Genomic DNA, 20,175 nt, shown 5'->3' with positions numbered 1-20,175 from the left:
GCTCCGCCGCCTCTTCAAGGGCCAGAGCTAAACCACATGATCGAGATTCCGGTCGGGCTGCAACCCGAACTGGTTCCGCTGGCCTGGGTGATTGGCACCTGGGAGGGCACCGGCATGATCGAATACTCGGTCGACGGGCAGCTCCGCGAGCACGCGTTCCGCCAGCAACTCGAATTCACCCACCGCGAGCTGCCGTTCCTCGAGTATCGCTCGCAGCTGTGGTTGCTTGACGACGAGTCGGGCGACGAGACGCCGCTCACCGCGGAGTCCGGATACTGGCGGCTCGNCGCGCCCGCGCACCGACGGCGACGTCGGTCCGGGCATTCTGCCGCCCTCCGGAGTTGCACCCGTTCAGGGTGTTGATGACGTCGAGGCGCTGCGCAACGCAACGGGCGGCTTCGACCTCGAGGTGACGCTGGCGCATCCGACCGGCCTCACCGAGATCTACACCGGCACCATCGCCGGCCCGCGCATCGACCTTGCGACGAGCTCAGTGCAGCTCGCCGAGGGCGCGCACGCGTACGAGTCCGCGACGCGCATGTACGGGCTCGTCAACAACATGCTGTTCTGGGCATGGGACATCGCGGCCCTCGGGCAGGAGCTCGCGACCCACGCATCCGGCCAGCTCAACCGAGTTTCGAACGAATCGGACGAATCGTGACTTCCCCCTTCCTCGACCGCCCCGGCGCGGTCGCCGTCGAGTCCGGCCCCGACGTGGGCGTCGCGGCGCACTACGGCCAGCCGCTGCCCGAGCAGCGCGCGCTCGCGGCTGGCGAGGCCATCGTCGACCTCGGCCACCTCGGCGTCGTCGAGGTGCGCGGCGCCGACCGACTCACCTGGATCAACTCGCTCACGAGCCAGGACGTCGTCAACCTCGCCGATGGCGTGAGTGCCGACGACCTGCTCCTCTCGGTGCAGGGTCGCATCGAGCACGAGTTTGGGATGCTCGACGACGGCAGCAGCGCCTGGCTCATCACCGAGGCTGCCGCGGCCACCGACCTCGCGGCGTGGTTCACGAAGATGCGGTTCATGATGCGCGTCGAGGTGCTCGACCGCAGCGACGACATCTTCCCCGTCGGAACCCTGGCCGACCGTGACCTTGGCGCCACCCTCGTGTGGCGCGATCCCTGGGCGCAGGGGGCGATCGGTGGCGTGACCTACGCCGCCACCGGCAACCACCCCGGCACCGCCTACACCCTGCAGTTGCACCTGCTCGAGGCCGACGCCTACCGCGCCGCCGCGCAGGCCGAACAGGTTGCGGGCGTCGACGCGCTTGAAGCCCTGCGCATCGCCGCGTGGCGACCGCGCGAGGGCCGCGAGTTTGACGACCGCGTGCTGCCGCACGAGCTCGACCTGCTGCGCAGCGCCGTGCACCTGACGAAGGGCTGCTACCGCGGGCAGGAGACGGTCGCGAAGGTGCACAACCTCGGGCATCCGCCGCGGCGTCTCGTGCAGCTCGACCTCGACGGCACCATCGCCCAGCCGGGCGCGCTCGTGTACGTGCCCGGCAACGACAAGCCCGTCGGCCGCGTGACGTCGTGTGCGAACCACTTCGAAGACGGTCCCATCGCGCTCGCGATCGTGAAGCGTGGCACTGATGTGGCCGCCCAGCTCGAGGTGGCCGACGGCGACGACGCGCGCATCGCGGCGGCACAGACAGTGATCGTGCCACAGGGCGCCGGCAGCACGGTCGACCTCAGCGCCTTCCGCGGCCGCTAACCAAGCCCGCGCACGCTGTGACGAATGTCACGGCGAAGTCGTGACGCTTCAGCGAGCCTGGGCGTTGGCCTGCGACGCATGCTGGTGGCATGAACACCGAACGCAGCTCCGGCACCGCACTGCAACTCACGGGCGTCACGAAATCCTTCCGTGTAGGCACCGAAACGGTCCGCGCCGTCCGAGGCATCGACCTCTCCATTCAACGCGGCGAGATCGTCGCGCTTCTCGGCGCGAACGGCGCCGGCAAGACCACGACGCTCGACATGGTGCTGGGCCTCACCCCGCCCACCTCGGGCGAGGTGCGTGTGCTTGGTGACACCGCCGAGCACGCGGTCGCAGGCGGCCGCATCTCGGCCGTGCTGCAGACCGGCGGCCTGCTGCNCCTCAAGGTCGGCGAGACCGTGAAGCTCATCGCGAGCACGTACCGCCACCACCTCGACGTGGACGAGGTGATGCGTCGCACCGGCCTCGAACGGCTCGCGAATCGCATGGTCTCGAAGTGCTCCGGCGGCGAGCAGCAGCGGCTGCGCTTCGCGCTCTCGCTGCTCTCGGAGCCCGAACTGCTCATTCTCGACGAGCCGACCGCGGGCATGGACGTCAACGCCCGCCGCGAGTTCTGGGGCACCATGCGCAAAGAGGCGCTCGAGGGCCGCACGATCATCTTCGCGACGCACTACCTGCAGGAGGCCGACGAGTTCGCCCAGCGCATCGTCATGATGGCGGGCGGCGAGATCGTCGCCGACGGCAGCGTCTCCGAAATCCGCGCCCTCGCGGGCCGCAAGCACGTGTCGGCCAGGTGGGCGGATGCGCGCGACGAGGAGCTCGCGCGGGTCGCGGGCGCCGAGCGGGTCCTTCGCCGCACTGGCGAGCGCGTCACCTTCGAGTCGGGCGACGCCGACGCGACCGCGCGCTACCTCCTCACCGAGACCGCCGCATCCGACCTCGAAATCGTCGCGGCCAGCCTCGACGACGCCTTCAGCGCGCTCACCTCGACCGACCGCACGCCAGCCACGACCAAGTAGGAGCCAGAGATGTCTGCAACTGCCACCGCCCCCGCCGCCACACCCCGCAACAGCGTCAAGGTATCTGGCACCAACATGATCGGTACGTATGTGCGCATCGAGCTCGTGCGTCAGCTCCGCCAGGTTTCGAACCTCGTGTTCATGGTCGGCCTGCCGCTCATGCTCTTCTTCATCTTCGGCGCCATGCAGGAGTATTCGACGACCGAACTCCCGAACGGCAACGGCAACGTGTCGGCGTCGATCATGGTGTCGTTCGCGTCGTACGGTGCGATCACCGCCACCGCAGGGCTGGCCGGCTCGGCTGCGATTGAGCTGCAGCAGGGCTGGGGCCGCCAGCTCGGCATCACCCCGTTCCGCGGCACGCACTTCCTCGTCTCGAAGACGATCGTGGCGATGGTGCTCGCGCTGCTGCCGGTCGGCGTCATCTTCCTCGCCGGTGCCCTGACCACGGCCCGCCTCGACGGTTGGATCTGGGTCGCGTGTGGCGTGCTTGTGCTCGTGCCGGCTGTCGTGTTCTCGCTCTACGGGCTCGCGATCGGCACGCTGTTCCGCAGCGAGACGGCGGTGGGCGCCGCGAGCGGCATGATCGTGATCTTCATGTTCCTCGGCAATGCGTTCATGCCGCTGTCGGGGTTCCTCTTCGACCTCTCGCCCTTCACCCCGGTCTGGGGGGTCATGCAGCTCGCCCTGTGGCCGCTGCAGGAGGGCACCGTGTTCAGCTCCGACAACCTCACGCAGTACGAGCTCTGGCAGCCGATCGCCAACGTCGTGGTGTGGGGCCTCATTTTCGCCGGGCTAGCCGTACTCGGGGCGCGCCGTGGCACCAGCCGCCGCTAACTCAAGCCTCTAGGCTGATGGCACTGTGAAGCGAATCCTGCGATACGAAGATCTCTACGCCGGGGTGTGGCTGGTCTTCCTACTCCTCCCGGTGCTGTTCGTCGCGCTCTATTCCGACGCCGGTGTGTGGTGGGATGGCGGGGCCTACCTCGCCATTGCCGCGTTCGCCGTGATCTACGTCGTGGTCTTCCGCTGCATGATCGCCCGCGACATGCCGTCGATCGTTGCCGGTGCTCGCCCCAACCTTGGGTCGGCGAGCATCGGCACGGTGCTGCTGCTCGGCTGCATCGCCGTCACGGTGCCCTCGCTCGGCCCGAACGCGACCGCGATGATGCCCTTCCTCGCGGCGCTGTGGATGTGGGCACTGCCGATGGGCCTCGCGATGTTCGCGGCCGCCGTGTGGTGGTTCGTGTCGATGGGATTCATCTGGCTCTTCCTCGGCCCCGATATGGCGAGCGTCTGGATCGGCCCCACCATGGCGCTCCTGTTCATCTGTTTCTTCCGCTTCTTCAACGAGCGCGCGGCGCGCGAGGAGTCGCTCGCGACCGAGCTCGCGACGGCACGTGAACGCGAGGAGATCTCGCGCGATGTGCACGACCTGCTCGGCCACTCGCTCACGGCGGTGTCGCTCAAGGCACAGGTGGCGCGTCGCTTTCTGCGCACCGAACCGGACCGCGCCGAGGCCGAGCTCGAAGAGCTCTTGCAGCTCACGCAGCGTTCGCTCGAGGAGGTGCGTGGTGTCGTGGGGCGCATGAGCACGCCCGACCTGGCGTCGCAGCTCGCCGCGGCGCGCGAGGTGCTCGAGGCCGCCGAGGTTCACGTCGAGGTGCGCGGCGCGAGCGAGCGGGTGCCCGCGCCGCGCCGCGCCCTGTTCGCCTGGGCCCTGCGAGAGGGCACCACGAACGTCGTGCGCCACGCGCAGGCCGCGAACGTGACGATCACCCTCGAGCCGGACCGCCTCGAGGTCGCCGACGACGGCCGCGGCATCTGCGCAGAGGAGGGCCACGGGCTGACCGGGCTGCGTCGCCGCATCGAGGATGCTGGGGCCACCCTGCGCCTGCGACCCACGAACGCGGCGCTCGAGCGCCCCGGCACCCAACTCATCGTGGAGTACGAGTCATGAGCATCCGCATCCTTATTGCCGACGACCAGGACCTGATTCGGGGTGCCCTCGCGGCGCTGCTCGGGCTCGAGGAGGATCTCGAGATCGTCGCGCAGACCGGCCGAGGCGACGAAGTTGCGCAGCTCGTGGAGGAGCACGACGTCGACGTGGCCCTGCTCGACATCGAGATGCCCGGACGCAACGGCATCGACGTCGCGGCCGAGCTCACGAACTCGGGCTCGGCGTGCCGCGCCCTCATCGTCACGACGTTCGGCCGCCCGGGCTACCTTCGCCGCGCCATGGCCGCGGGGGCACGGGGCTTCGTTGTGAAGGACACTCCGGCCGAGCAACTTGCGAAGACGATCCGCGAGGTCGCCGCGGGGCGCCGCGTCGTCGACCCCGTGCTCGCGGCCGAGTCGATGGGTGTGGGGGAGAGCCCGTTCAGCCCGCGTGAGGCCGAGGTGCTCGCCGCCGCGGCCGACGGGGCGAGCGTGCGCGAGGTTGCCGCGCGGGTGCATCTTTCGGCAGGCACCGTGCGAAATCACCTCTCGGCGGCCATCGGCAAGACCGGCGCCGGCAACCGTGCCGAGGCCGCGCGGATTGCTCGGGATCGCGGATGGTTATTGGACACGTGACCTCGCTACGCTGAAGTCATGAACGCACCGCTCACGCTCATCCTCGTCCGCCACGGTCAGAGTGACTGGAACGAAAAGAATCTCTTCACCGGTTGGGTCGACGTCGACCTCACGGAGCAGGGTCGCGCGGAGGCCAAGCGCGCCGGCGAGCTGATCCGCGACGCCGAGCTCGCACCCGACATCCTCTACACCTCACTGCTTACGCGCGCCATCGAGACCGCGAACATTGCGCTGAAGGAGGCCGGGTTCAACTGGATTCCGGTGAAGCGCGACTGGCGCCTCAACGAACGTCACTACGGCGCGCTGCAGGGCAAGAACAAGGCGCAGGTGCGTGACGAGTTCGGCGAGGAGCAGTTCATGACCTGGCGCCGCTCGTATGACACGCCGCCGCCCGCCATCGCCGACGACAACGAGTTCTCGCAGATCGGCGACCGCCGCTACGCCTCCCTCGGCGACGACGCGCCGCGCACCGAGTGCCTCAAGGACGTGCTCGAGCGACTCCTGCCCTTCTGGGAGTCCGACATCTCCGGCGACCTCAAGGCTGGCAAGACCGTACTCGTCGCAGCGCACGGTAACTCGCTGCGCGCGCTCGTGAAGCACCTCGACGGTATCTCGGACGACGAGATCGCCGGGCTGAACATCCCCACGGGCATTCCGCTCGTCTACCAGCTCGACCCCGAGACGCTGCAGCCCGTCGCCCCGGCCTCCTACCTCGACCCAGAGGCAGCTGCCGCGGGTGCCGCAGCCGTCGCAAACCAGGGCGCCCAGAAGTAGCGATCGCCAGTAGAGAACGGCCCGTCTCCGCTTGGAGACGGGCCGTTCTTCGTTGCGGTGTCGAGCGGGACTAGGCTTCCTGCTCGGTGCCCTCCTGCTGGTAGCGGATGCGCTTCGCAATCGACACGGCGTGGTCGGAGAAGCGCTCGAGGTAGCGGTTCGCGAGGGTCGCGTCGACGACCTGGGTCGGCGAGGCCTCCTGATTGCCGTCCTGCTCGAGCTCGCCGAGGGTGTCGAGCACCTGCTTGTGCCTCGCGTCGATTTCGTCGTCAGCCGCAACGATCTCGTCGATGAGGCGGGGCTCTTCGCTCTCGAAGAGTCGCACGAGACGCTCGGCCTGCGCAACGTCGAGCGCACCCATTTCGAGGAGGTGCTGACGCACCTGCGAGGCGCCCGACTCCTCGGGGTAGCGCATGCGGGCGAGCTGCGCGATGTGCGCGGCGAGGTCGCCCATGCGCTCGAGCGACCCACTCATGCGCATCGTCGAGACGATGAAGCGAAGGTCGTTCGCGACCGGCGCTTGCATGAGCAGGATCTCGAGAGTGAGGTCGTCAAGCTGAGCCGTCTGCTCGTCGATCTTGAGGTCATCACCGATGACCTCGTCAGCCACGGCGACGTCGGAGTGCGCGAACGAGGCGAGGGCACGAGTCATGGCCGACTGCACGTGGTTGGCAACGTTGACGAGGCCGCCCTGCACCTGGGCGAGCTCCTGCTGGAAAATTTCACGCATGATCTGTCCTTCGATGGAAGTGGAACTTAGTGGGCTTATGCCAAAAAGAAGGGCCGATGAACTCGGGTTTGGTTCTCCACGCTAGTGGCTGCCGGTGACGTGGCGGTGAACAGCACGCGCCAAACCGGTGATTGCCGAACCCAGGGCAGTGACAACCGACGGCTCCTATGCTTAAGCGTTGTGAGTCCCGGCTTGATTTTCTTCCTCGCGATCCTGACGGGCGTTGTCATCGGCATCGTCGGCACCTCGGTGGTCTTTCTCGCGCGACGAAATCGGGCTGAGGTCGCCGCGCTGCGGAACCCGCACGTGCCCCAAGGTGTTGAGGAGGTGCTGCGGGCGCTGCCGCAGACCGCGATCGTCGCCGACCCCTCGCACAACGTCGTTCGGGCCTCGGACAACGCCTACACTTCGGGCCTCGTCTCGCGACCTGGCCGGCTGACGACCGACATTCACGACATCGCGTCGCGGGCCTGGCAGACCGGCAACGCCGTCGAAGAAGTCGTGCGGGTGCCTCGCGGCCCGTTCGGCTCGGTCGAACTGACCTATCGCGTCCGCGCGGCACTGCTCGAGCCCCGCTATGTGCTGATTCTCGCCACCGACATCACCGAGTCGCTGCGCGTCGAGGCCACGCGGCGCGACTTCGTCGCGAACGTGTCACACGAACTCAAGACGCCGATCGGCGCGGTCACGCTCCTCGCTGAAGCGGTGAAGGAGGCCGCCGACGATCACGACCAGGTGCAGTACTTCTCGGACCGCATGCTGCTCGAAGCGGAACGGCTCGCGCGCCTCACACGCGAACTCATCGACCTCTCGAGGCTGCAGGCGATGGACACGCTCGAAGAGGCCGACGACGTCGAGGTGTCCGACATCGTCGAACAGGCCATCGAGCTCGCGCGCGTCAACGCCGAGCGCAAAGACATTCGGGTGCACGCGAAGATCACCGAGGGGCTCGTCGTGTGGGGCGACGAGCGACTGTTGCTCATGTGCTTCCAGAACCTCATCACGAATGCGATCACGTACTCGCCGGTCGGCTCGCATATCGGCATCGGCGCGCGCCGACTCGGCGACGTCATCGAGGTCTCGGTGGCCGACCGTGGAATCGGCATCTCGGAGGACGACCAGAAACGCATCTTCGAGCGGTTCTACCGCGTCGACGCCGCGCGTTCACGCAACACCGGCGGCACCGGGCTCGGTCTCAGCATCGTGCGGCACATCATCGAAAACCACGGCGGTGAGATTCGTGTGTGGTCGAAGCTCGGTTCGGGCTCGACGTTCACGGTGCGCCTGCAAGCGGCGGATGCGCGCCGCTCAGGCCGCGACGAGACGACCGAGAGCATCCGCTTGCCCAACAAGGTCACGTCTTAACACCCGAACATGCAGCACGCCTGCAGGTTCACGAAACGTTTCCCCGCCGTATGCACAATGGAGACGTGACACGAATCCTGATCGTCGAAGACGAGTCATCCCTGAACGAACCGCTCGCATTCCTCCTCAAGCGGGAGGGCTACGAGACCGCGATCGCCGAAACCGGCACCGACGCGGTCGAACAGTTTGAGCGCGANCGGGGCCGACCTCATCCTGCTGGACCTCATGCTGCCCGAGATGCAGGGGACCGAGGTGTGCAAGCGCATCCGCGCCACCTCGACCGTGCCGATCATCATGCTCACGGCGAAGGACTCCGAAGTCGACATCATCGTCGGCCTCGAACTCGGTGCCGACGACTACGTCACGAAGCCATACTCGACGCGCGAGCTGCTCGCCCGCGTGCGCGCCGTGCTGCGCCGCAGCGAGGTCGACTCGGAGGACGAAGACGAGAGCATCGTCCAGGTCGGTGACATCCGCATGGACATCGATCGCCACACCGTGCTCGTGCGCGGCAACCTGACGCAGATGCCGCTCAAGGAGTTCGAGTTGCTCGAGTACCTCATGCGCAACGCGGGGCGCGTGCTCACGCGCAGTCAACTCATCGACCGCGTGTGGGGACCCGACTACTACGGCGACACGAAGACGCTCGATGTGCACATCAAGCGCATCCGCTCGCGCATCGAGGTGACCCCGTCGTCGCCGAAGCTGCTCGTTACCGTGCGAGGGCTCGGCTACCGCTTCGAGGGCTAGGCGCGCCACACGCAAAGAGGGAGGGCCCCAAGCGATCGTTTGGGGCCCTCCCTCTTTGGCTGCGTGGTCTTAGCCGACCGGTGCGTTCTCGGCGCCGGTCGACTGCTGCGGCAGGAGCGTCTGGTATTCCTCGTGGACCGAAGCGGCGTCGTCGTCGCCGAGCACGGGCACCGCGTGAGTTGCTTCGACCGTCTGGCGAGCGCCGTCGGCGTCGGTGTAGGAAGCCTGGAAGGTCACCTCGACCGTCGTCCCGGTGGTGAAGTCACCCTGCACGAGCTGCTGGCCCTGGTCGCCGAAGCCGACGTCGGTGAGCTGCTGGCCCGGGGTGTAGGTGAGGGGGACGTTCACCGTCGTGCCTTCGATGTCGAGGGTGAGCTGGGCGTCTTCGGAGGTGGTATTGACTGCGGTGAAGACGAGGTTCGCCTCAGTGCCAGCGTCGTTGGTGAGCAGCAGCACGTTGCGCGCGTGCACGTCGCCGAGGTCGATGTTGACGCCATCGCTCGCCGCGTACTCCATGGTCGTGCGCTGCGGGCTGAACATGTTGCAGCCGGTCAGGCCTGCAGCAAGCGCAAGAGCCAGGGCGGATGCGGCAACGGCACGGATCTTCACGGCAGGGGCCTCCCGGTGTGGTTGCGAACCGTTCCCGGTTCGCCCAATAAAGCTGTGCCAAGCCTAGCGGATTGTAGGGGCTACACCGTGCACCGCGGCGGCGGCGCGGAATAGTAGCACTCCTCCGTGATAGAATGGGGCGTTGGAGAAAGGGGCCCATCTATGAATCTTGAGGTCGGCGAGACCGTCGTTTACCCGCACCACGGCGCGGCAACGATCGAAGAAGTCAAGACTCGCATCATCAAGGGTGAAGAGCGGACCTACCTGAAGCTCAACGTTTCGCAGGGCGACCTGACGATCGAGGTGCCGGCTGAGAACGCCGAACTTGTCGGCGTGCGCGACGTTATCGATGAGCGTGGCCTCCAGGAGGTCTTCGACGTCCTCCAGGCGCCGATCACCGAGGAGCCCACGAACTGGTCGCGACGCTACAAGTCGAACCAGGAGAAGCTCGCGTCGGGTGACGTGCTCAAGGTGTCGGAGGTCGTGCGCGACCTGTGGCGCCGCGACCAGGACAAGGGCCTGTCGGCCGGCGAGAAGCGCATGCTCGCGAAGGCGCGACAGGTGCTCGTGAGCGAGCTCGCGCTCGCCGAAGAAATTGACGAGGGTGCCGCAAACGAGCACCTCGACAAGGTGCTCGCGGCCTAGTTCCGCGGTGACAACTATGCACCTGGGGGTGCCCTGTACCGGCGTCGTAATTGTGGCGGCGGGCAGTGGCACCCGCCTTGGTTTTGGGGTGCCGAAGGCCTTCGTGGAGCTCGCCGGTGAGCCCATGCTCGCGCACACGGTNCGCGCCCTCGACGCGCTCCCCGGCCGCGTGGCCGTCGCGATTGCCACCCCGCCGGCAGATGCCGAGCGCGGTGGTTACGCCCAGGGGCTGCTCGTGGGGCTCGCCGAGCGAATCGGCAGCGACCGACTCGTCAGCGCCGCCGTCGTTGAAGGTGGCGCGACGCGCTACGACTCGGTGCAGGCGGCCATCGCGCAGCTGCCTGACGACTGCGACGTCATTCTTGTGCACGACGCGGCCCGTGCCTTGACGCCCGGCGAACTGCACGAGCGCGTCGCTGGTGCGGTGCGGGCCACCGGCCACGGCGCCGTGCCCGGCCTGCCGGTCGTCGACACGATCAAACGCATCGATGGCGCCGGACTCGTGCTCGAGACCGTTGATCGCGCACCGCTGCGCGCGATGCAGACGCCGCAGGGTTTTCCCGCGGATGCGCTGCGTCGCGCCTACGAGCGGGGGAGCGTCGCCGACACCGACGACGCGGCAACATTTGCCGCCGCGGGCGGCCGGGTCGAGATCATTCCCGGTCACGAGGACGCCTTCAAGATCACGACGCCGCACGACCTGGCGCGGGCCGAACGCGAACTCGCGCGCCGAGCGGGTGTCGCGGTCGAACTGCGCGTTGGCGTCGGCACCGACATTCATGCCTTCGACGACCATTCGCCATGTTGGCTCGCCGGGCTGCATTTCCCGGGGGAGCCTGGCCTCTCCGGCCACAGCGACGGCGACGCGGCGAGTCACGCGCTCGTCGATGCACTGCTCGGCGCTGCTCGCCTCGGCGACATCGGCAGCACCTTCGGCACCGACGACCCGCGCTTCGCGAACGCGCACGGCGAGGTCTTCCTGCGCGCGACCCGTGAGCTGCTCGAGTCGGCCGGGTGGCGCATCCGCAACGCGAGCGTGCAGGTCATCTGCCGCCGTCCCCGGTTCGGCCGCCGCGCCGAGGAGGCCTCGGCGTTCCTCAGTGAGGTGCTTGGTGCACCGATTTCGGTGAGCGCGACGACGAGCGACGGGCTTGGATTCATGGCCCGCACGACCGACGGCGGCGTGTTCGCGATCGCCACGGCGCTGCTCGACAACGAGAACCTAAGATAGAGGGCGTGACTCAGCGCCTTTACGACACTCGACTGCAATCGCTCGTCGACTTTGCTCCGCTCCGCCCGGGCGAGGTATCGCTGTACGTCTGCGGCCCGACGGTGCAGTCGGGACCCCATCTCGGGCACCTGCGCTCGGCGCTCATCTATGACCAGATTCGCCGTTGGTTCACGCACGAAGGGTACCGCGTGACCCTCGTGCGTAACGTGACCGACATCGACGACAAGACGCTCGCGAACGCGACGCCGGAGGAACCCTGGTGGGCATTGGCGTACCGCGTCGAGCGCGAGTTCGGCGAAGTCTATGGCGCGCTGCGCATCCTGCCGCCGACGTACGAACCCCGCGCGACGGGGGTAATTCCTGAAATACAGGAGCTCATCTCCCGCCTCATCGAGCGGGGCCACGCCTACGCCGTGAACGACGGCTCGGGCGACGTCTACTTCGACACCGCGAGCTGGCCGGCCTACGGCGAACTCACGCATCAGCGGCCGGCCGACATGGTCGACGCCGCGGACGGCCCCGCGCGCGCGAAGCGCAATGCGACCGACTTCGCGCTCTGGAAGGGGCGCAAGGCCGACGAGCCCGCCTCTGCGGCGTGGGCGTCGCCCTGGGGCGAGGGGCGCCCGGGCTGGCACATCGAATGCTCGGCGATGTCGACGAAGTATCTCGGCCCCGCCTTCGACATTCACGGCGGCGGCCGCGACCTGCGCTTCCCTCACCACGAAAACGAACTCGCGCAGTCGAAGGCCGCGGGCGACGACTTCGCGCAGTACTGGCTGCACAACGGTCTCGTCTCGCTCGGCGGCACGAAGATGTCGAAGTCGGTCGGCAACACCATCTCGGCGACCGAGCTGGTGCACACGCGCCGGCCCATCGTCGTGCGGTACCTGCTCGGCACCGGCCACTATCGCTCGACGATCGAGGCGGGTGACAGCGCCTACGACGAGGCGGAGGCCGCGTTCTCGCGCATCGAGAACTTCCTCGAGCGTGCGACGCGCCTCGTTGGGGAGGTGGACGCGGCGGCCGAGCTCCCGGAGGCATTCGAGGCGCACTTGCGCGACGACTTCTCGGTGCCGCAGGCGCTTGCCGTCATCTTCGACACCGTCTCCGAGGGCAACAACGGGGTCTCGGCGGGGGACACCGAGGGAGTGAGGGCGTCGGTGGCGCTCGTGCGCGGGATGCTCGACATCCTCGGCCTCGATCCGCTCGCCGACGAATGGGCGCAGGACAACGCGGGTGCGTCGCTTGAGCCCGTGCTTGACAAGCTCGTCGGCGAACTACTCGAACAGCGCACCGCGGCGCGCACAGCCAAAGACTGGGCCGCCGCCGACCGGATCCGCGACGGACTCGCCGCGGCCGGCATCACGATTGAAGACAGCCCGCAAGGACCACACTGGAGCGTGAACGAATGACTAAGTCACAGAAGAAGGGCCCCGCGAAGGGCACCGGCGGCCTCGGCCGCAAGGCCCTCGAGGGTAAGGGTCCAACGCCGCGGGCGGAGGACCGTCACTGGGCGAAGGACCGCCGGCGCAAGCAGGCCGCCGACGCGAAGAACCGCCAGGCGCGCCCGCAGCAGCGGCAGCGCCGTGCGTCGTCGAGCGGACAAAATGACGCTGAGATGGTGACCGGTCGCAACGCGGCCGTCGAGGCACTGCGCGCCGAGATTCCTGCCACGACTTTGTACGTCGCGCAGAACATCGAGGTGGATGACCGTATTAAGGAGATCATTCAGCTCGCGGCGAAGCGACAGATTCCCATGCTCGAGGTGACCCGCCAAGAGCTCGACCGGATGGTGCCGTTCGACGCCGTGCACCAGGGCGTCGCGCTCAAGGTTCCGCCGTACGAGTACTCCGACCCGGTCGAGCTCACCGAGCGCGTGATCTCGCGCGGCGATGTGGCGCTGTTCGTGGCGCTGGACGGCATCACCGACCCCCGGAACCTCGGTGCAATCATCCGTTCGGTCGCCGCATTCGGCGGTCACGGTGTCATCGTTCCCCAGCGACGGGCCGCAGGTATGACCGCGACCGCGTGGCGCACCTCGGCGGGCGCGGCCGCGCGCCTGCCGGTCGCGCTCGCGAGCAACCTCACGAACACGATCAAGTCGCTCAAGCAGCAGGGCGTTTTCGTCATCGGCCTCGATGGCGACGGTGACGTCGAGCTTCCCGGACTCGACCTCGCGACCTCGCCGCTGCTCGTCGTCGTCGGTTCGGAGGGCAAAGGAATTTCGCGCCTTGTCGCCGAGCAGTGCGACGCGATCGTGTCGATTCCGATCGACGCGGCAACCGAGTCGCTCAACGCGGGCATCGCCGCGTCCGTCACCTGCTACGAGATTTCGAAGCTGCGCGCGGCCGCCGCCGAGGCGAAGGAAGCATTGCTCTAGTTGAGGCGAGTGCCGTCGTCGAGGCGGAACCGGTGCAAGCGCTGCCGGTTCGCCTCGAGGCGTACCTCATCACCGATCTGCGGGTGGTCGCGGCCGTCAACGCGCGCGACGAGTTGGATCTCTTCACCCGCGATCTCGCCGGAGCAGAACAGGTAGCCGTCGGAGCCAAGCTCCTCGACGAGCGTGACGCGCGCCGGGATTCCGCCCTCGTTCGTGAGACGGAGATCCTCGGCGCGGATGCCGACGCGTTCACCGTTTTCGGTCCAGAGGTTCATCGCCGGTGTGCCGATGAAGCTCGCGACGAACTCGTTTACGGGGCNCAGCTTGCCCTCGTTGAGCACCGCGATGCGCGTGCCCATGGTCATCGCCTCGGTCTGGTCGTGCGTCACGTACACCGTCGTGGTGCCGAGCCGGCGCTGCAGCGAGGCGATCTGCGCTCGCGTTTGCACTCGCAGCTTCGCGTCGAGGTTCGAGAGCGGCTCATCCATGAGGAAGACCTGGGGCTCGCGCACGATGGCGCGTCCCATCGCCNGCTGGCGCTGGCCGCCCGAGAGCTCCGAGGGTCGGCGGTGCAGCAGGGGCTCGAGGTCGAGCAGCTTGGCCGCCTCGCGCACCTTCTCGTTGCGCTCGGCCTTCGAGACGCCGCGCGTCTTGAGGCCGAAGCCCATGTTCTGCTCGACCGTGAGGTGCGGGTAGAGCGCGTAGTTCTGGAAAACCATCGCGATGTCGCGATCCTTCGGCGCGACGTTTGTCACCTCGTCGTCGCCGATGAGAATGCGGCCGTCGTCGACCGGGTCGAGANCGCGAGCATCCGGAGCGTCGTCGTCTTGCCACAGCCCGAGGGACCCACCAACACCAAGAACTCGCCGTCGGCAATCTCGATGCTGAGATCGTCAACGGCGTTTCGGGTGGCGCCGGGGAAGCGGCGCGAGACACTCGCGAAGGTAACTGCGGCCATACCGAGCAATCGTAGTCGGGTGTCGTTCAGCGCGCGGTGCCACGATGAGCAGACCTCCCATCGAGAACAAAAGGGGTCATATTCATGTCATTTGCAGGTCGCGTCGCATTGGTCACCGGAGCCGGCTCAGGCATCGGCGAAGCCATCGCGAAGGAGCTCGCCGCGCAGGGCGTCAAGGTCGTCGTTTCCGACATCAACGAGGACGGCGCGAACCGCGTCGTTGAGGAGATCACCGGCGCCGGGGGAACCGCCGCTGCCTTCGTCGCGAACACCGCGGTGAAGGAAGACAGCGAGAAGTCGGTCGCGTTCGCGATCGAGACCTACGGCAAACTCAACTACGCCGTGAACAACGCGGGCATCGGCGGCGCGAATGCCCCCGCCGGTCAGGTCGACCTCGACGACTGGGACCGCGTCATCGACATCAACCTCAACGGCGTGCTCTACGGCATGCGCTTCCAGATCCCCGCCATGCTCGAGGCCGGCGCCGCCGAGAGCGCCATCGTCAACATGGCCTCGATTCACGGGACCGTCGCGGCCCTCGGCAACGGCGCTTACACCGCCGCGAAGCACGGCGTTGTCGGGCTCACGAAGAACGCCGCCGCCGAGTACGGCGCGCAGGGCCTGCGCATCAACTCGGTCGGCCCTGCCTACATCAACACGCCCCTGCTCAAGCAGATGCCCGACGAGATGTACAACGCGCTCGCCGCCAAGCACCCGCTCGGTCGCCTNGGTGAGCCCGAGGAGGTCGCCAAGGTGGTGCGCTTCCTGCTCAGCGAGGACGCCTCGTTCGTGACCGGTGGCTACTACCTCATTGACGGCGGCTACACGGCCATCTAGCTCGTTACCGCAGCATCCCATCACCCCGTAGTATGGGATGCTGTTGCCGCCTTAGCTCAGCTGGTAGAGCATCTGTCTTGTAAACAGAAGGTCATCGGTTCGAACCCGATAGGCGGCTCCACGACTTCGCAGGGTTAAGGTGAGTCGCTACCACCGCACCCAGTAAAGGAGCCAGCACATGGCAATTGATCCGCAGCTTGCCGGTACTTGGCAGATCGACAACGCCCACTCCCGCGTCGGGTTCTCGACCCGCCACGCCATGGTGTCGCGCGTTCGCGGCGCGTTCAACAACGTGCAGGGCCAGGCCAGCATCAACGCCGAGAACCTTGGCGAGTCGAGCGTGCAGGTCACGATCGAGGCCGCGAGCATTGACACTCGCCAGCCGGAGCGCGACGATCACCTGCGCAGCCCTGACTTCCTCAACGTCGGCGAGTTCCCGCAGATCACGTTCGTCTCGAGCTCGATTGACGAGATCGGCGACAATCAGTTCATCATCACGGGCGACCTGACGATCCGCGGCATTACCCGTCAGACGTCGATCCCGCTCGAGCTCATGGGCATCGAGCACGACCCGATGGGCGCAACGCGCGCGGGCCTCGAGGGCTCGCGACGCATTGACCGCCGCGACTGGAATGTTCGGTGGAACACCCCGCTCGACTCTGGCGGCGTGCTTGTCAGCGACAAGATCACGCTCGAGTTCGAACTCGCGCTGGTTAAGCAGTAGCGGGCACGAACTCCAGGCTGACCGAGTTCATGCAGAACCGGTCGCCGGTGGGGGTGCCGTAGCCGTCGGGGAACACGTGCCCGAGGTGCGAACCGCACTTCGCGCAGCGAACCTCGACGCGGCGCATGCCGAGCGTGTTGTCTTCGAGATACTCCACGGCGCCCTCACGCAGTGGCTCCCAGAAGCTGGGCCAGCCGCAGCCCGCGTCGAATTTCGTCGTCGCATTGAAGAGCTCGTTGCCGCAGGCGCGACACGTGTAGGTGCCCGGGCGCTCCTCATTCAGCAGCGCACCGGTGAACGCGCGTTCGGTTCCAGCCTGCCGCAGCACCTGGAATTCCTGCGGGTTGAGTACCTCGCGCCACTGTGCGTCAGTGCGTTCAACTTCGTACGACATGGGACCTCCTGGTTAGGCAAGTGTACGCGCGCCGTTGGGGCGAATGACCCGAGCGCGCGTAGGCTCAGGGCGAGCATTCCGCTATTAGTTCAACACCGCTGAGGAGGCGAATATGCCCGAAGCTGCAGGCGCCCTGCGACACTCGAGCCCGCCGCCGCTCCACGACGAAGACCGTGCCCTGCTCGAGTTCGAGGCGGAGCATCCTCGCCATAGCCGGGGGAAAGAGGACGCGATTCGCGCCCAGTTCGGCTATTCTACGGCTCGGTATTATCAGATACTCGGTACGCTCATTGAGTCGCCCTCGGCGCTCGTCGCGTATCCGATGCTTGTGCACCGGCTTCGGCGGATGCGCGAGGCACGTCGAGCGCACCGGTTTGGTACGGTCGACGCCCGCAACTAGCCCCACCCCTGCAGGAAGATTCAGCACACGTGAAGTACCCCAAGGATCGCTTCGACGACTTCCCCCGCACGCTCAAGCGCCGCGGGGCACACCGCGCACCGCGAACCTGGGCGTCGAAGTTCATGTCGTGGATCGTGGCGATCATCGCGTTCGTGCTGCTCGTCGGCATCGGCGTCGGCGTGATGTGGGCGATTGACAACCAGGTGCAGTTCACCGCCGACATGGGCGGGCAAGAAGAGACGACGTCGCCGACCGAGTCGAGCACCGCCGAAGCGACCCCGACGCCGACCGAGACGGGCCCCACCGCGACGGTGGATGCATCGCTCAGCGTCACGGTGCTCAACGGCATCGGCACGCCCGGCCTCGCGACCGCGGGCTCGGAGGCCATGACGAGCGGCGGCTGGACCGTCGGCACGGTCGCCGACGCCGACAGCTTCGACTACCAGACTACGAGCATTGTCGTCGCGAGCGAAGACCAGCGCGGCGCGGCGCTGGGCGCGCAGGAGACGCTCGGCTTCGGCGAGATCTCGGTCGACCCGAATATCGCCGCTGAGGGCACGCTCGTCGTGATTCTTGGCGCAGACGCAGCCGACGCGCTGCTATAACGGCCTCGTTGCCCTTCCCGTCACGCGAATTTCACGTGCCGGTTGCGCTTGCCACCTAGGGTGCCGCTATGGCTACCGGCATCGTGAAATGGTTCGACGCAGAAAAGGGTTTTGGGTTCATCACCGTTGATGGTGACACCACCCCCGCACAGGAAGTTTTCGTGCACTATCGCTCGATCGACATGAATGGTTTCCGCACTCTGCAGGAGAACCAGGCGGTCGAGTTTGAGGTGACGCAGGGTGACAAGGGGCCGCAGGCCGAGCATGTGCGCTCGCTCTAGGCGGACTCTCCTTGCACTCTCAGGGTGGGAGTGCCAACATTGGTATTAGCACTCCACGACACTGAGTGCTAATCCGAAGACCACTCAGGTCCTGAAAGGACGACACATTTATGTCGAAGATGATCGCCTTTGATGAAGAGGCTCGTCGCGGTCTCGAGCGTGGCCTGAACACGCTCGCTGACACCGTCAAGGTGACCCTCGGCCCGCGCGGCCGCAACGTTGTGCTCGAGAAGAAGTGGGGCGCCCCCACCATCACGAACGATGGTGTCTCGATCGCAAAGGAAATCGAGCTTGAGGACCCGTACGAGAAGATCGGTGCGGAGCTCGTCAAGGAGGTCGCGAAGAAGACTGATGACGTCGCCGGTGACGGTACGACCACCGCAACCGTGCTCGCCCAGGCCCTCGTGAAGGAAGGCCTGCGCAATGTTGCTGCCGGCGCCGACCCCATTTCGGTCCGCCGTGGCATTGACAAGGCCGTCGCCGCCGTCGTCGAGCACCTGCTCAACTCGGCCGTCGAGGTCTCGAGCAAGGGACACATCGCCGCGACCGCGTCGATCTCGGCCGCTGACCCGCACATTGGTCAGCTCATCGCCGAGGCGATCGACAAGGTCGGCCGCGAAGGCGTCGTGACCGTCGAAGAGTCGAACACCTTCGAGACCACCCTGGAGCTCACCGAGGGTATGCGCTTCGACAAGGGCTACCTGTCGCAGTACTTCGTCACCGACACCGACCGCCAGGAAGCGGTGTTCGAAGACCCGTACATCCTCATCGTCAACAGCAAGATCTCGAACGTGAAGGACCTCCTTCCCGTCGTTGACAAAGTGATGCAGGCTGGCAAACAGCTCCTCATCATCGCCGAGGACGTCGAGGGCGAAGCACTCGCGACCCTCGTGCTCAACAAGATCCGCGGCATCTTCAAGTCGGTCGCCGTCAAGGCTCCCGGCTTCGGCGACCGTCGCAAGGCGATGCTCCAGGACATCGCGATCCTCACCGGCGGCCAGGTCATCTCGGAAGAGGTCGGCCTCAAGCTCGAGAACACGAACCTCGACATGCTCGGTCGCGCACGCAAGGTCATCATCTCGAAGGATGAGACCACCATCGTTGAGGGCGCTGGCGAAGCCGCGCAGATCGAGGGTCGCGTCGCGCAGATCAAGCAGGAGATCCAGAACACCGACTCCGACTACGACCGCGAGAAGCTTCAGGAGCGCCTCGCCAAGCTTGCCGGTGGCGTTGCCGTCATCAAGTCGGGCGCGGCCACCGAGGTCGAGCTCAAGGAGCGCAAGCACCGCATTGAGGACGCTGTCCGCAACGCGAAGGCTGCGGTTGAAGAGGGCATCGTCGCTGGTGGTGGCGTTGCGCTGACCCAGTCGGGCTCGGCCATCGACGCCCTCGACCTCGTTGCTGACGAGGCGACCGGTGCCGCGATCGTCAAGTCGAGCCTTGACGCCGCGCTCAAGCAGATCGCCCTCAACGCTGGCCTCGAGCCGGGAGTTGTGGCCGAGAAGGTCCGCGGCCTCGAGACCGGTCACGGCCTCAACGCTGCGACGGGTGAGTACGTCGACATGATCGCCGAGGGCATCCTCGACCCGGTGAAGGTGACCCGCTCGGCGCTGCAGAACGCTGCGTCGATCGCCGGCCTGTTCCTCACCACCGAGGCTGTTGTCGCCGACAAGCCGCAGCCGGCTGGCGCCGCTGCTGCTGGTGACCCCACGGGTGGCATGGACTTCTAGTCCCTGGCACCAACTGATACCGCGAAGGCGGGCGACTCCTATGAGTCGCCCGCCTTCGCCGTTGTTAGACGGTGAACAGGCGAATCACATCGTTCTCGGTGTTGCCGTAGTGGACGCCCGCCGAGGAGAGCGCCTGATTGATCTGCTCGATCGACGTCTCGACCTGGCCCTGGGTCGACTTCCATTGGTCGACGACGCTCTGGAACTGGGCCTGTGCCTGGCCCTGCCACGAGCCCTGCAGGCTCGTGAGGTGCGTTGTGAGCTGATTGGCGGCGGTGCGGACCGACTCGATGTCGGCCTGCACCGTCGAGACCGCGCTCTGAATGATTTCGCTGTCGACGGTGAACTTTGCCATGTGGGGCTCCCTTCCTGCGGCCCCACATCCTTGGTTCATGCGAGGCACGGCCCCAAAGGTAGAGCCCGGCGTTTTGCGCGCCGGGCTCTATG

General features: G+C 66.8%; 21 protein-coding genes, 1 tRNA gene and 3 pseudogenes. 20 read left to right on the top strand and 5 right to left on the bottom strand.

The genetic code is table 11. From position 1 onward, the window contains the following. Positions 1–36: 36 nt before the first annotated feature. The 7 genes and pseudogenes from ID132_RS03625 to ID132_RS03595 all read left to right on the top strand — a co-directional run bounded on the left by ID132_RS03625 (position 37) and on the right by ID132_RS03595 (position 6,089). Positions 37–661 (top strand): annotated as a pseudogene (locus tag ID132_RS03625) (heme-binding beta-barrel domain-containing protein). Continuing rightward, entirely contained in the window at positions 658–1,719 is a 1,062-nt protein-coding gene (gene ygfZ / locus ID132_RS03620; RefSeq protein WP_241209103.1) for a CAF17-like 4Fe-4S cluster assembly/insertion protein YgfZ, read from the top strand. Before ID132_RS03625 ends, ygfZ begins: the two are co-directional and overlap by 4 nt. 89 nt (positions 1,720–1,808) lie before the next feature. Further along, positions 1,809–2,741, top strand: a complete 933-nt coding sequence (locus ID132_RS03615) for an ABC transporter ATP-binding protein (RefSeq protein WP_193127866.1) — start codon at positions 1,809–1,811, stop codon at positions 2,739–2,741. A gap of 9 nt (positions 2,742–2,750) precedes the next feature. Then, positions 2,751–3,578 (top strand): ABC transporter permease, encoded by an 828-nt coding sequence (locus ID132_RS03610; protein WP_235988277.1) that lies wholly within the window; start codon positions 2,751–2,753, stop codon positions 3,576–3,578. Between the two features lie 25 nt (positions 3,579–3,603). Beyond that, entirely contained in the window at positions 3,604–4,701 is a 1,098-nt protein-coding gene (locus ID132_RS14625; protein WP_193127865.1) for a sensor histidine kinase, read from the top strand. Beyond that, positions 4,698–5,315, top strand: a complete 618-nt coding sequence (locus ID132_RS03600; RefSeq protein ID WP_125106446.1) for a response regulator transcription factor — start codon at positions 4,698–4,700, stop codon at positions 5,313–5,315. Before ID132_RS14625 ends, ID132_RS03600 begins: the two co-directional genes overlap by 4 nt. A gap of 18 nt (positions 5,316–5,333) precedes the next feature. Then, positions 5,334–6,089 (top strand): phosphoglyceromutase, encoded by a 756-nt coding sequence (locus ID132_RS03595; RefSeq protein ID WP_125106445.1) that lies wholly within the window; start codon positions 5,334–5,336, stop codon positions 6,087–6,089. Positions 6,090–6,159: 70 nt separating this feature from the next. On the opposite strand, the gene phoU is transcribed toward ID132_RS03595, so the two are convergent. Beyond that, positions 6,160–6,819, bottom strand: a complete 660-nt coding sequence (gene phoU / locus ID132_RS03590) for a phosphate signaling complex protein PhoU (RefSeq protein WP_125106444.1) — start codon at positions 6,817–6,819, stop codon at positions 6,160–6,162. Positions 6,820–6,999: 180 nt separating this feature from the next. On the opposite strand from phoU, the gene ID132_RS03585 reads away from it, so the two are divergent. Together ID132_RS03585 and ID132_RS03580 are read left to right on the top strand one after the other, a co-directional pair. Further along, positions 7,000–8,184, top strand: coding sequence for a sensor histidine kinase (locus ID132_RS03585; protein ID WP_241209101.1), 1,185 nt, complete (start codon positions 7,000–7,002; stop codon positions 8,182–8,184). A 65-nt stretch (positions 8,185–8,249) separates the two neighbouring features. Then, positions 8,250–8,934: pseudogene (locus ID132_RS03580) on the top strand (response regulator). A gap of 69 nt (positions 8,935–9,003) precedes the next feature. Here ID132_RS03580 and ID132_RS03575 read toward each other — a convergent pair. After that, a complete protein-coding gene (locus tag ID132_RS03575) occupies positions 9,004–9,543 on the bottom strand; it encodes a hypothetical protein (protein WP_193127864.1) in 540 nt (179 codons plus the stop codon). A gap of 162 nt (positions 9,544–9,705) precedes the next feature. On the opposite strand from ID132_RS03575, the gene ID132_RS03570 reads away from it, so the two are divergent. The 4 genes from ID132_RS03570 to rlmB all read left to right on the top strand — a co-directional run bounded on the left by ID132_RS03570 (position 9,706) and on the right by rlmB (position 13,799). Next, positions 9,706–10,188 carry a CarD family transcriptional regulator gene (locus ID132_RS03570; RefSeq protein WP_125106441.1) on the top strand — a complete coding sequence of 161 codons (483 nt, stop codon included), beginning with the start codon at positions 9,706–9,708 and terminating at the stop codon, positions 10,186–10,188. Between the two features lie 16 nt (positions 10,189–10,204). Next, positions 10,205–11,419 carry a 2-C-methyl-D-erythritol 4-phosphate cytidylyltransferase gene (gene ispD / locus ID132_RS03565; RefSeq protein ID WP_125107403.1) on the top strand — a complete coding sequence of 405 codons (1,215 nt, stop codon included), beginning with the start codon at positions 10,205–10,207 and terminating at the stop codon, positions 11,417–11,419. A 5-nt stretch (positions 11,420–11,424) separates the two neighbouring features. After that, positions 11,425–12,831 (top strand): cysteine--tRNA ligase, encoded by a 1,407-nt coding sequence (cysS, locus tag ID132_RS03560; protein WP_125106440.1) that lies wholly within the window; start codon positions 11,425–11,427, stop codon positions 12,829–12,831. Continuing rightward, positions 12,828–13,799, top strand: a complete 972-nt coding sequence (rlmB, locus tag ID132_RS03555; RefSeq protein ID WP_193127863.1) for a 23S rRNA (guanosine(2251)-2'-O)-methyltransferase RlmB — start codon at positions 12,828–12,830, stop codon at positions 13,797–13,799. The genes cysS and rlmB overlap by 4 nt, the downstream gene beginning before the upstream one ends. On the opposite strand, the pseudogene ID132_RS03550 reads toward rlmB, so the two are convergent. Beyond that, a pseudogene (locus ID132_RS03550) lies at positions 13,796–14,757 on the bottom strand (ABC transporter ATP-binding protein). The gene rlmB and the pseudogene ID132_RS03550 overlap by 4 nt on opposite strands. Before the next feature lie 84 nt (positions 14,758–14,841). Between ID132_RS03550 and ID132_RS03545 the strand changes: the two are divergent. The 3 genes from ID132_RS03545 (at position 14,842) to ID132_RS03535 (ending at position 16,318) form a co-directional block, all read left to right on the top strand. Further along, entirely contained in the window at positions 14,842–15,594 is a 753-nt protein-coding gene (locus ID132_RS03545) for an SDR family NAD(P)-dependent oxidoreductase (RefSeq protein WP_125106437.1), read from the top strand. A gap of 45 nt (positions 15,595–15,639) precedes the next feature. Beyond that, positions 15,640–15,715: transfer RNA gene (locus tag ID132_RS03540), tRNA-Thr, on the top strand. Positions 15,716–15,772: 57 nt separating this feature from the next. Beyond that, positions 15,773–16,318, top strand: coding sequence for a YceI family protein (locus ID132_RS03535; protein WP_193127862.1), 546 nt, complete (start codon positions 15,773–15,775; stop codon positions 16,316–16,318). Here the strand turns inward: ID132_RS03535 and msrB are convergent. Continuing rightward, entirely contained in the window at positions 16,308–16,712 is a 405-nt protein-coding gene (gene msrB, locus ID132_RS03530; RefSeq protein WP_125106435.1) for a peptide-methionine (R)-S-oxide reductase MsrB, read from the bottom strand. The genes ID132_RS03535 and msrB overlap by 11 nt on opposite strands. A gap of 112 nt (positions 16,713–16,824) precedes the next feature. Here msrB and ID132_RS03525 point away from each other — a divergent pair, with 112 nt between their 5' ends. The 4 genes from ID132_RS03525 to groL all read left to right on the top strand — a co-directional run bounded on the left by ID132_RS03525 (position 16,825) and on the right by groL (position 19,728). Then, positions 16,825–17,112, top strand: coding sequence for a DUF3263 domain-containing protein (locus ID132_RS03525; protein ID WP_193127861.1), 288 nt, complete (start codon positions 16,825–16,827; stop codon positions 17,110–17,112). Between the two features lie 29 nt (positions 17,113–17,141). Next, positions 17,142–17,717, top strand: coding sequence for a LytR C-terminal domain-containing protein (locus ID132_RS03520; protein ID WP_125106433.1), 576 nt, complete (start codon positions 17,142–17,144; stop codon positions 17,715–17,717). A 68-nt stretch (positions 17,718–17,785) separates the two neighbouring features. Next, positions 17,786–17,998, top strand: a complete 213-nt coding sequence (locus ID132_RS03515) for a cold-shock protein (protein ID WP_125106432.1) — start codon at positions 17,786–17,788, stop codon at positions 17,996–17,998. Positions 17,999–18,108: 110 nt separating this feature from the next. Next, positions 18,109–19,728 carry a chaperonin GroEL gene (groL, locus tag ID132_RS03510; RefSeq protein WP_125106431.1) on the top strand — a complete coding sequence of 540 codons (1,620 nt, stop codon included), beginning with the start codon at positions 18,109–18,111 and terminating at the stop codon, positions 19,726–19,728. Between the two features lie 64 nt (positions 19,729–19,792). Here the strand turns inward: groL and ID132_RS03505 are convergent, their stop codons facing one another. Further along, positions 19,793–20,083 (bottom strand): WXG100 family type VII secretion target, encoded by a 291-nt coding sequence (locus tag ID132_RS03505; RefSeq protein WP_125106430.1) that lies wholly within the window; start codon positions 20,081–20,083, stop codon positions 19,793–19,795. Positions 20,084–20,175: the final 92 nt, after the last annotated feature.

The organism is Gulosibacter sediminis, assembly GCF_014904065.1.
Lineage (GTDB): Bacteria > Actinomycetota > Actinomycetes > Actinomycetales > Microbacteriaceae > Gulosibacter > Gulosibacter sediminis.
Note: the sequence above shows the minus strand (reverse complement) of the source record. Positions and strands in the feature narration are given on the sequence as shown.